The organism is uncultured Sphingomonas sp. (assembly GCF_913778135.1).
Classification (GTDB): domain Bacteria; phylum Pseudomonadota; class Alphaproteobacteria; order Sphingomonadales; family Sphingomonadaceae; genus Sphingomonas.
This window is the reverse complement of the sequence record NZ_CAJYVU010000040.1, coordinates 18,303-28,001: the sequence shown is the minus strand read 5'-3', so window position 1 is coordinate 28,001 and position 9,699 is coordinate 18,303. Positions and strand designations below refer to the sequence as shown.

Genomic DNA, 9,699 nt, shown 5'->3' with positions numbered 1-9,699 from the left:
CGCTAAAGCCTTTACGTATTGTGTGACACGAGGCGCTTGTTTGGCCGACGAGCAGGTTACCTGCCGTATCGATCCGCGCCCGCTCTTGCCCGGCGCTGCCGAAGATCAAGCCGCCATAGCCCGACAGTACTGTTTTCGGATCGCCACCGCCGAGCGTGACACCGACGGTCATGCCATAGTGCGCGATACTGTCGCCGTTTAGCGGCCACTGCTGCGAGTCAGCCAAAAAGCCGATCCGTCCTGCGCCGCTTACGGTGCTCATGTCACCGAAGACACTGAGGCCAGAGGCGTTGACGAAGGCGCGATCGGCGCCACCGGTGACGAGCGCGAGCGAATTGGGATTGTTGCGACGGATGCCGGTGTCCTGATCCGCCGCGAAGCGGAAGGCCGGCGATGCTGCCGAGCCGTCAGGAAAGAGGCCTTGCCCTACGCCGTCGCGTACCGCGGCAAAGCTGGCGATCAGCGCAGCAACGGCGATCGCGAGGTCGCGTGCGAAGCTGCTGGTCGGCTGGATGCCGTAGTTTTGCCCGCCAGCGCTAGCGCCCTGATAGGCCGGCACGATGCGCAGCTCGGTCGCGGACGGCACCGCGCTGATCTCGTAGACGCGACCATCCGGGCCGAGAAAGACCTCGCCGGCTTGCGTGTTGGCGACAAAGTCGGTTCCCGCGCCGGTGACGACGGGCGAGCCGTTGGCGACCGTGACGGTGCCGGCGCGATACCAAGGCATGATTCTACTCCTCGACGGATACGATGCTGAGGCGCTGGCTGGAGCCGTCCTCGATGATGCCGAAGCCGCGGGCGAGCACGAGCTGCACGGTGCGGTCGGCGACGGTCTGCGTAGGATCGACGATGGTGAAGCCGCCGCCGATCGTGGTGGTGAAGGTGGCGGTGCCGGGCGCGTCGCCCGGTGTCGGTGCGGTGCCGGACATGGTCAGCGTCTGTGTGTCGAAGCTCACCTGCTTCAGCTGCTCGTAGGAGCTGCCGGCAAATGCCCGCTTGAGCGTGATCGTCGACGCGGGCTGCTTCTCCGTGACTGAGCCGAAATAGTCGAAGCCGTCGTCAGTCGCGGCGTTGTACCGCTGCGCCTCTGTTTTGAAGTCGCGCAGGCCTTCGTTGTCGGGCGTGTAGGACTTGACGCGCCGGAACGTGTACGACCAGCTCGCGATGTAGCGCACCGGCTTGCCGTTTGAGCCAAAGCGGGGAAGCTCGGCGATGGCATCCGCCGCGAGGCTGGGGTTCGTAGCCGGCACCGTCAGCGATCCAGCCGACAGACCACCGCCGAAATAGGCCTGCCCGGTGGTCGGCAGGTACATCTGGCCGTTCGTGCGTGAGCACTGCTCCAGAGCCATTGTCGGGCCAAACCACAGCAGCAGGTCGCGTTGAGCGCCGAAGCCGACGCCGGTCGCGAGCATCATCGTGCCGGTGTTCATGATGATGCGGCCATCGCCCATTTGCAGGTCGGCATTGATCAGCCCGAGACTTCCGCGCCCTTCCGAAGAGCCGACCAGCTGCGTGCCGACGAGATTACCGTTGACGTCGATCGCGACGGTCTTGGTCGCCATGATGTCGCCGTTGGCCTTCACCACCGCCTTGATCAGATCGGACACGGTTGCTTCGCCCAGGTCGCCTAGCTTCACCCGCACCTGCTCGATCAGCTTGGCGTTCGCCTCATCCGCCTTCGCCGTCGTTTCGGCCAGCCGTCCGACCGAGGCGTCGACAGCCGCCAAACCGGTGTCAGGATTGGTGATGACGCTTTCGAGCCCGTCGACTCGCTCGCCCATCGCCCCGTTGCGATCGGCGCTCAGCTTCACCTCGTCGGCCAGCTGTGCCCGCGTGGCGGCGAGGCCCGCAGCAGGATCGTCGAACTCGGCCACCAGCGCGTCGACGCGCTCGCTCATCGCGCCGTCACGATCGGCGCTGAGCTTCACCTCGTCGACGAGCTGCGCGCGCGTGGCGCCGAGGCCGGTCGCAGGATCACTGAACTCGGCGACCAGCCCGTCGACCCGCTCGCCCATCGCACCATCGCGGTCGGCGCTGAGCTTCACCTCGTCGGCAAGTTGCGCGCGTGTGACGGCGAGGCCAGTCTTGGGATCGTCGACGGCAGCTTCGAGCAGCGACAGTTTGCCGCTGGTCACCTTGTCGCGATCGGCGCTGAGCTTTTCTTCGTCGATCAGACGCGCGCGCGTGGCCGCAAGGCCGGTCGCAGGATCGAGCACGATCGCTTCCGCCGCCCTGATCCGCTCGGCCAGCGCCTGCGTCGTGGTAGCAAGCACGCGACTGGTCTCGACGATCGCGGCCTCGGCCGCGGCCATCCGTACCAGCAACGCCTGCCGAGCGACTGCGCTCGCCGCATCGTTGGCCACCAACGATGTCGCGAATTCAGTCTGTATCTGCACCAGCTGGTCGCGTCGGGCTCGGCTGTCGGTGTCGCCATTCACGAGCGCACGCAGGATCGCTTCATCGCTCTCGTCGGCGCGGCCGACCACCTGTCGGATCGTCGTCTGCGTGCGGGCGACGCCACCCGCGGCCGTCAGGATCGCCTCGGCGTTCTCGCCGATCGCCGCGGCCTGATCCCTGCTGGTGACGCCAAGCGCGCGAACGTCGGACGCGATCGCCTGATCGTCGGCAATGCGGGTTGCTGTCTCGCGCAGCGCCATCGCACGCACGTCGCCGACCTCGGCCGCAAGCGCGAGCCGCGCACGTGCCTCAGTCAGCTCGCCGGCGACGATCCGGGTGTAAACATCCTCGCGAGCCTCGGCCGCTTGTATAATCTGGCGGCGGACCGCCTCGTCACCCGAGAGCGATGCCCGCGTCGCCGCGGTCGCCGCATCGTCTGCGATGATCCGCGCCTGCCGGATCGTCAGCGACAGCCCGGTCGTGTCGCCGACCGTCGACAGCTTCTCCGATATGGACTGCACCGTCTTGCCGAGATCCTCGAAGGTCGTCTTCTCGACCTTGTCCTCTATCTCGCCGGCCAGCGCGTCGACGCGTTCCGATACGCCGGTCACGCGCTTGTCGACCTTGCCCAGCTCGATCACTTCGGCCTTGGTCACGATCGAGCCGGAGAGCCCGTCGATGGTCAGCTCGGCCGAAGCCAGTCGCTTGATGATGGGTTCCAGCTCGGCGACCTGAGCGGGATCGAGCACCGCCAGCGCGATCTGCTCGTCGACGTAAGCCGAGTCCGCCTTGAGCGCGATCGTGCCCTTCTGCGCGTTGATCGCGACCTCGGCGCGCGCGATCCGCTCTGCCTGCTGGTCGATGGCGTAGATACGGACCTCGGCCGTCGTCGGATCGATGACGATGCCCGCGTCACGCAACACCTGCCGCGTGCGCGCGCTTTCCATCACCTGCCGCAGCAGCGCGTCGTCTATCCGCCCAGCCGCACGTTCGGCCTGCCGGATCAGCGCGTCGTGGTCGACGGTGACCTGGCCAAGCTGCTCGAGCGTCTTGTCCTGTCCGACCGCGGCTTCCTTCAGCGCGTCGACATCGCTCATCGCCGGCTCGATCGCGTCCACGCGCTCGATCAGGGACGGCACCTTCTCGATCGTGAGAAGGGCCGAACCAACCGTCGCGCCGGGTCCGAACGGCGCATCCGGCTTCGCGGTGTTGGTCGCATTGTCGGCAGGCTTCGTGCCAGTCGGGTTCGCGACATCGTCCCAGTTGACCAGGCTACCGAGCGGCTTCAGCTTCGCGGCCGAGCTCATGCCCTCGATCGAAAGCGAGAGCTTGCTCAGCGTCTCGCCGATCTCAACCGAAAACTCCCTGAAGAAGCCGTAGATTGTGAGGGCGGCGATACCATCCTGCCCGATCCACAGACACGGCCGCGCGCGAACGTTGGCGATCCGCGCGGCGACCAGGTCAACCGCGGCGGTGTCGATCAGCGCGCGCGCGGACATGGTCTTGGCGAACGCGCGCTTGACGATCGTCACCTCGCCGAAATCGTCGATTACCTTGCGGCTGAAGTCGGTGATCGCCGCGGTTGGCGACGCTTCGGTGATGCCCAGCGACGCCAGCTGGCCGACCAGCAGCGTGCCGATCTCGACGCCGGCGTCGCCGATAACGGTGATCGTCACCGGAGCTGTACCGTCCGGCATATCAAGGAAGGTCACGGTGCCGGACGTCGCCGACGCCGTGCGATCGTAGCCGCCCGACTGCAGCCGCACGGTGTCGGCTTTGATGTCGATCAACGCGACGGCGTTGACCGCGCCGGCCGCGACGGTGACCTGCAGCTGTCGATCGGCACGCGTGACGGTACCGAGCGCCTGGTCAAACATCGCCCACCTGTTGGTCGGCCCGGCGTCCAGCCACGCGCCGACGGTGTCGACCGGGTGCTTGCCCGTGTTGAGCGGGATCAGGCTCTCGTAGATGCGGTGCTCGGCGCGGAGCATTACGCGCGCGCCGGCGGGATAGGTGGCGCCCGCAGCCCACTCGGGCGCATCATCCTCGGCAACGCTGCTGTAGCTCAGCATGCCGCCGGTCACCTCGACGGGGCGCAGCACCTGCAACGTCGACAGCTGCCCGCCGGGGCCGGGATCGAGCACGTCGTCGGGCAGCGGCTCGGCCGACGCCAGGCCCTCGACCGTCAGCGTGCAGTAGCTGATCGGAGGCGAGGCGAAGTCGAATCGCAGATCCTTGAAGAAGCCGCGTACGACCAGGCTGGCGAAGCGATCGTCCGCGACCCACGTCGCCGGCTCGGCGCGCAGATCGGCGAGCTGCAGCTGAAGCGTGCTCACCTGGTCGAACGGCACTGCGGCCTTGATCGACATGGTGCGCGAGAAGCCGCGCTCGACGACCGTCGTCACGCCGAAGTCATCGGTGACCCGGCGGCTATAGTCGACGATGCCGATTGTCGGCGCGGCTTCGGTGTCGCCGATCGCGATCGTCGCGCCGGCGTCGGTGATCACCTTCATGCCGCGGCCGCGACGCTGACCGCCTCGCCTCCGCTCGCCTCGGTGACCCGCTCGAGCCGCTTGTCGATCCGCCCGGTGTTGCCGGCGATCGTCGCCAGCGCGGACATCATGTCGCGGCGCGTTTCGGCGGTTGCCTCGCGCAGCTCGACCAGCTCGCCGGCGACACGCTCGTCGACGGGCGCAGGCACGACGGCGCTCGCCGAGCTGGCGGCCGACGTGGCCTGCTCGGTTGCGCTCTTCGGCGTGGCGGTCAGGCCGGTGATCACGCCGTAAGTCGCCTCGAGCATCGCGGCGGTCTGCGCCTGCACGCGCGCCAGCTCCTGCCGGCTGGTCGCGACATCGGCCGCCTTGCCGAGCAGCGCCTGGCTGAGCGCCGGCAGGCTCTTGGCCGCGTCCTGGTCGCCGGCGCGCGCGGCCGCGTTGGCGGCGTTGAACTGCGCCATCAACGTCGCGAAGCTGTCGCCATTGCCGACGCCGTTCAGGCCGCGGATCCGCTTCACCTCGTCCATGATGCTGTCGCCGACGCTGGTCCACGCCTTGCGCAGTTCGTCGGCCGCCTTGGCGGCTTCCTGCGCGTCCTGGATCGCGTAGATCTGCTCCTGCAGGCCGCGGTTGCTGGCATCGAGCTTGGCGAGGTCGAGCGCGCGGAGTGCCGCCGTGTCGCCGTTCAACTCGAGGATCTTGCGCTCTAGGTCGGCGCGCTCGGCCGCGACATCGGCCGCGCTCTTCGTGCCCTGCATGGCGGATTGCAGATCTGCGAACGCAGGTGCGAGCTGCAGAAGCGTCGCATAGGTCGCGTGCCCGGCCGCGGTGGTAAGATCCTGCGCCTCGACCAGCTGGCGGAAGCCCGCGAGCGTCGTCGGCATGGCGAGGCCGAGACTGTCGAACACGCGACCCATCTGCGCGGCCTTGGCGGCCGCCTGCTCGGCATCGGTGTAGAAGGCGCTGAAATAGCCCTCGATCGCGCTGTTGAAGTCGCTGACGCTGTCGAACTGGTCGACCAGCGCGAGCTTCGCATCGATGCCGAGTGCTTGCGTGCTGGCACCGAGCTGGTCGAGCCCGGTGGTGACCGCCTCGAGCGTCGATGCGACACGCACCAGCGTCTCGAACGCGCCCTCGCCCGCTTTCTGGAAGCGCGAGATGCCCGGGAACGCCGCCTCGGCCATGCCGTCGGCCGCGGCGCCGAACACCGCCTCGAGCTTCTCCTGGATCTCGGCGCCGGTCAGCCCCTTGAGGTCGATCTTGCCGATATTGACGACGAAGCCGTTAAGGCGGCTCTCCACGGCGCCAGTCGCCTCGCCGAGCGGCCCGGCCGCGCCGGCGATCGCGGACGCGAAGCTGCCGAGGATCAGCGTGAATTGTCGCTCGAGATCCGCGTCGGCCGCACCGAAGCTGGTCGACGTCTTCGTGCTGGTGGTGATGCCGAAGAGTTTCTTCTTCTTCTGCACGTCGCTGTAGGTCGACGCGTCGAAGCCGCCCGACAGGATGCCGCCGACCGACTGCGCGGCCCCGTAGAGGCCCGAGGCGAGCACGGTGGTCTTGCTGCCGAACAGCGACGACAGGAAGCCGCCGATCACCGGCACCTTGCCGAGGATCGAGCCGATCATGTCGGACTTGAAGCCCTCGGTCACGCCGCTGGACGCGTCGATGTTGCCCGAGCGGACCAGGACGGCTGCCAGGCCGCCGATCTGGTCGTCGATCGAGCGCAGCGATCCCGCCATCTGGCGCGCGAACACGCTCGTGACGGTGTCGACCTCGCGCAGCTGATTTATCGAGCGCTTGATGCTCTCGCTCTTCGCGTCGACGTCGCCGAGCACGGTACCGGTGCCGGTGCCGGTGTTGGACTTCGGCACCGTCGTGCTGCCACCACCGCCGCCGGCGACGATCGCAACGCCCGCCGCGACCAGCGCCGCGGCGGTTGCAGCCATCGCGGCGATGTTGAGCGGGAACGGAAGCTTCGCCTGCGCGGCTACGCCCGCGGCACCGTCGGCCGAGGCGCGCGCGGCCGCGTTCGCGACCGAGGTGGTTGTCTCGAGCGTATTCTGCACCATCGCCGACAGCGACATGGCGAGCTGCGCGACGCGGTAGATCTTCTCGGCCGCGGCCATCGCGCGGTAGCCGGTCGACCCTTCCTTGAAGAAGCCCTTCGCGGCCGATGCCATGTCGCCGTACATATCGACCTGCTTGCCGCCGGTTTGAATGGCGAACAGCCGATTCTCACGCTCGCGTGCGGCATCTGTGGTGGCGTTGCGCAGGCGTTCGCGGTGCGCGGCGTCGGCACGCTCTTCCTGTGCCCGGTAGTCGGCGTAGATCGACACGACACCGCCGAGCGCGCGCCCGGCCTCGCCAAACGCGTCGGCCATGCCCTGCCCGGCGTTCTGGATCCGCGACGCGATCGCGTCCCATTTGTCGGCGGTGAAGGTCAGCTGATCGTTGTAATCGCGCTGCGCGGCACCGATCCGCACCTGCTGCACGGCAATCTCGCCCTGCTGCTGAATCCACCGCTCGGCTTCCGGGCCGGTGCGATCAAGGCGCGAGGCTTCCTGCGTCGCGCGGAGAACCGCGAGCGAACGCACGCGCACTTCCTCGGTAGCACCGACGAGGCGCAGCTCTTCGCGCAGCTCGGCCAGGCGTTCGTCGCCGGTTGCGAGCGCCGCAATCAGCTGTCCCTTACGCTGTGCATCGGACAGGCGGTCGCGCGCGGAACGCTGCGCCTCGAGCGCGGCGGTGGCGGCCTCGGTGCCCTTCACGTCCTTGACCGTCCGCGCGGCCTCGATCGCGGCGAGCAGCGGCAGGTCGGCGATGCGATCGCGCAGCAGCTGGTTGGCGCGCTCGGCGGCGATCGAGCCGTCGGCGACGCCGGCATTGACCTGCTCCTGGATCAACGCTTCGTCACGCATGCCCGCGGTCGACTTGGCGCTGTCGGACACGCGCTGCGCCACGGCGAGGCGGACCTGACGCGCGACCCGCTCTTCGATGTCAGCGCGCTTCTTGATCGCTTCGCTCTCGGCCTTCACGCGCGCTTCGGCGATCAGCGCGGCCGCACCCGACACACCGTAAGCGTCGGCGAGCTTGTACAGGTTGCGGATTTGCGCCTCGGTCGCGGCCGCCTCGCGCGCCAGCTGGTCGGCGTGCTTGTCGGTTTTTGGCTTGGGTGCTGCGTTGAACCCGATCTTCTCGGCGAGCTTGTGCCGCTCGATGTTGATCGCTTCCTTTTTGACGCGCGCGCCCAGGTTGCCGAGGTACTTGTCGGCCACGTCATAGGCGGCACCGTAAGTGCGCTTCAGAACGTCGACGCCCTTGCCCGTGAAGATGTCGACCCACGCGCCGCGCTGCTGCATTTCGCCGAGATACGCCTTGGTACCTGCGACCCCGGCGTAGATCGCCGCCAGATCGTGCCGCGCCTGCCCGGTGATGTCGTCTAGGATCGCCTTGATGCTCTTTCCCATCCCGGCCATGTCGCTGACGAACACGCCCGCGATGTCCTTGCCGAGCACCGAGAAGAGCGCCTGCATCGTCGAGCCGAACGACACGCTCGAGTCCTTCAGCTTGTACAGCTCCTGCTTGGTCGCATCGGCGCCACCGGTGATGTCGCCGAGATCCTTGGTGAGCTGGTTGTTCGTCACGCCCTGGTTGACCCAGCGGGTGAACAGCGCGAGCCCGGCACCGGCTGCCGCGACGATGCCGATCAGCGGAGCAAAGCGGAGCAGCAGGCCGCCGATCTCGAGTGCGAGGCCCTTGGCACCACCCTCGGCCATCTGAAACACCTGGACGACTTGACCCGCCTGCGTGGCGAGGATCTGGAACGGCGGGCTCCCGGCGGCCGCCATCGTGGCGACGTCGTTCAGCTGGAACGATAGCTGCGTCAGCGCGCCGCTGCCGCGCTTTACGGCGCCCGTGTTGGTGTCCTGCACAACGGTGTGCGCGTTCAGGCGATCGGTGAGCACCGACTGCTGACGCAGGTATTCGCCCTCGGCGATCGCGCCGGCGCGGTAGAGCCGCGTCGATTCCGCGATCTCGTCGTTGACGCGCTTGGTCGCGGCGTAGAGCGGATCGGTCGATGCGCGCAGCCGCTCGGCCGCGGCCGCGTTGGCATCGATCTGGCGCGCGGCCGCCATGCCCTCGCGGGCGGCCAGCTCGAAACGACTGTAGGCAAACGCCGCGTCGCGCACCGCCTGCGCCTCGGCCTCGATCGCAGTCTCGGCGATGCGTGCGGCTTGGGCGCGATCCTCGGCGCCGGCGCGTTGCGCGGCATCGAGCGCGCGCATGCTCTTCAGCAGCCGATCGGCCGCATCGGTGTTGCCCTGGCGGGCAGCGGTCAGCGCCAGCTCTTCAGCGCGCAATGCCCTGACCTGATCCTTCGAGCGCCCCGTCGCGGTGGTCTCGCGATCGATCTGGGCAATCATCCGCTCGATCGACTTCTCGGTCGCGTTGATCTCGCGCGTGGTAGCTGCGGCCTCGCGCGTGGCGGCCGGGCCGATCGCACCCATCTTCACTTCGCTGCCGAGCACGCGATCGAGATCGCGCTTGGCCGCGCCGACCTGGTCGAACGACGACACCATCCCGCGCATCGCGCCGGCAGTCTCGGTCGCGATCGCGCGCACGCTGGCGGTCGGCGCGGCAACGTCGATCATGCCCTTGGTGGCCTTCTCGATCGACAGAGCCTGCGCGAGGATCTTCGCCTCGGTCGACTTCATCAACGCGTCGAGCTGCGCAAGCTGCGCGTAGCTGTCGCCGGCGTCTATCTGAAAATCGACACCGAAGCCGGGCAGATCGTCGTTCATGGGCG

The 9,699-nt window shown here is 68.0% G+C and carries 2 protein-coding genes and 1 pseudogene; all 3 read right to left on the bottom strand.

Annotation, left to right across the window (positions count from 1 at the left end; genetic code table 11):
• A pseudogene (locus QZ847_RS04070) lies at positions 1-727 on the bottom strand (hypothetical protein); the annotation flags it as partial.
• Positions 728-731: 4 nt separating this feature from the next.
• Positions 732-4,910: a hypothetical protein gene (locus QZ847_RS04065; RefSeq protein ID WP_294353291.1), complete on the bottom strand. Its 4,179-nt coding sequence runs from the start codon at positions 4,908-4,910 to the stop codon at positions 732-734.
• Entirely contained in the window at positions 4,907-9,694 is a 4,788-nt protein-coding gene (locus tag QZ847_RS04060) for a phage tail length tape measure family protein (RefSeq protein ID WP_294353289.1), read from the bottom strand. Before QZ847_RS04060 ends, QZ847_RS04065 begins: the two co-directional genes overlap by 4 nt.
• Positions 9,695-9,699 lie beyond the last annotated feature (5 nt).